Origin of the sequence: Caproiciproducens galactitolivorans, assembly GCF_004768785.1 — a bacterium.
GTDB classification, from domain to species: Bacteria; Bacillota; Clostridia; order Oscillospirales; family Acutalibacteraceae; genus Caproiciproducens; species Caproiciproducens galactitolivorans.
The window spans coordinates 1-1452 of record NZ_SRMQ01000027.1; the positions used below are offsets into that span (position 1 = coordinate 1).

The 1452-nt window shown below is 50.3% G+C and carries 2 protein-coding genes and 1 pseudogene; all 3 read right to left on the minus strand.

All coding sequences use genetic code 11. The annotated features are described in order from the left end of the window. Nucleotides 1-215: hypothetical protein (locus tag CAGA_RS12475; RefSeq protein WP_135661202.1), on the minus strand; the 215-nt coding region annotated here is incomplete at its 3' end. A 34-nt stretch (nt 216-249) separates the two neighbouring features. Then, nucleotides 250-687: a phage holin family protein gene (locus tag CAGA_RS12480; RefSeq protein ID WP_135661203.1), complete on the minus strand. Its 438-nt coding sequence runs from the start codon at nt 685-687 to the stop codon at nt 250-252. Nucleotides 688-701: 14 nt separating this feature from the next. After that, nucleotides 702-1452, minus strand: a pseudogene (locus tag CAGA_RS12730) (hypothetical protein); the annotation flags it as partial.

Genomic DNA, 1452 nt, shown 5'->3' on the forward strand with positions numbered 1-1452 from the left:
GTTACTTCATCCGGCGTATTGCTTGCTCCGGCTGCTGCGGAATCCACAAGCCCCTCGCCTACTATGTACGCGATTACTGCACCCAGCGACATGATTACGCCGCTGATCTGCTGGGTGGTGTTTGCGTCCACGTTAAAGAGCGCCAGCACGCCGACGACAAATGCCGCTACGGTCATCCAAAATTTACGGGATGTAAGTTTCTGTGTAATATTCATATGTACCCTTCTTTCTGCCGGATATCCGGCTATTTTATTTTTGCTCAGACTGCTTTTTTATGGCGGCAAATGCATTTTTAATGACTTCCGGCATCGGCAGCCCCATAATACCTAAATTCTCTATAATCGAAAACCCTTCGTTCGCAATGAAAAACAGAATTACCGTATTGCGTATGTAGCTGCTGTTCCCGGCCAGCATGTCAATCTGGACGGCCATATAAACGATTGCCAATATGCCGCCCTTCCGGAACAGTCCTTTCAGGCTGGCATTGCTTTCGAAGGATCCATCTTCCGTCTTTGGGGAGCTTTTCCAGACAAGAGCAATAATAATCCCAAGGACATAATCGACCGCCATGAATGTAATTAACACTTGTAACGATTCGTCCCACCCTCCAAGCGCTTTTGCAAGCACCGCTCCCGCCGCCGAACAAGCGGTAAGCACCGAAAAATATAATGCTCTGGCTTTATCCATTCGCCCCTGCCTCCTTACTTAACATTCACCACAAACTGCTTTTTCCCGTTTACGTAAATACCGGTACCGCTCTTTGGCGCACCCACAGCGCACAGGTAAAAGTAATGGTCATTGCCAACCACATACCGCGGTAGGATGGTTACAACGTCGGGAGTGCCTGTGGTAACTTTCGGCGGAGTGTTGCCGGATACGGTAACTTTCATTTGATAAAACGCGCCATGCTTAATAGCCATATTGCACGTTGTGTCGCACTTAAAAGCCGGTTTTGCGCTGACATACTCTATCCATGGCGATTTAAACCAGTCCGTCCATCCGCGGCCGGCGACCTTGGTCTTTACAACGCCATAAGCGGTGCCCCGAGCCTCGATGGCATAGCCGTTTCCGATATACACGCCAAAATGGCCGGGCATGTGCAGACAGATACCGGGGATTTCGGGCAGCGTAGAAATCGGCCCTTTTTCTGTAGCCTCATTGTATGCCCCATTTGCCGATTTGTCGTATTTGCTGTTGTAATGCGGGTCTTTCCCGAAGCCATCCGACATGATGTAATATTTTAGTAAGCCAATACAATCTGTAACGCGGCGGCCGAGCCACTTTTCACCCAGCTTTCGCATTGAGCCACCGGCGAGGTTGTCCGCCGGATAACGGGCGGCGCATTGCTCAAGCAGGCTTTTCGTACAGACTTGTCCGATTGTGCCGTAAACGTATCCGGTTCCGGCGGCAAGCGCCTGTTCACAAAAGGCCACAAGTCCCGTATTTGTTTTC

Coding starts and splice junctions, on each gene's coding strand:
- CAGA_RS12480 (WP_135661203.1), bottom strand. CDS start 687: ATGGATAAAGCCAGAGCATTATATTTTTCGGTGCTTACCGCTTGTTCG.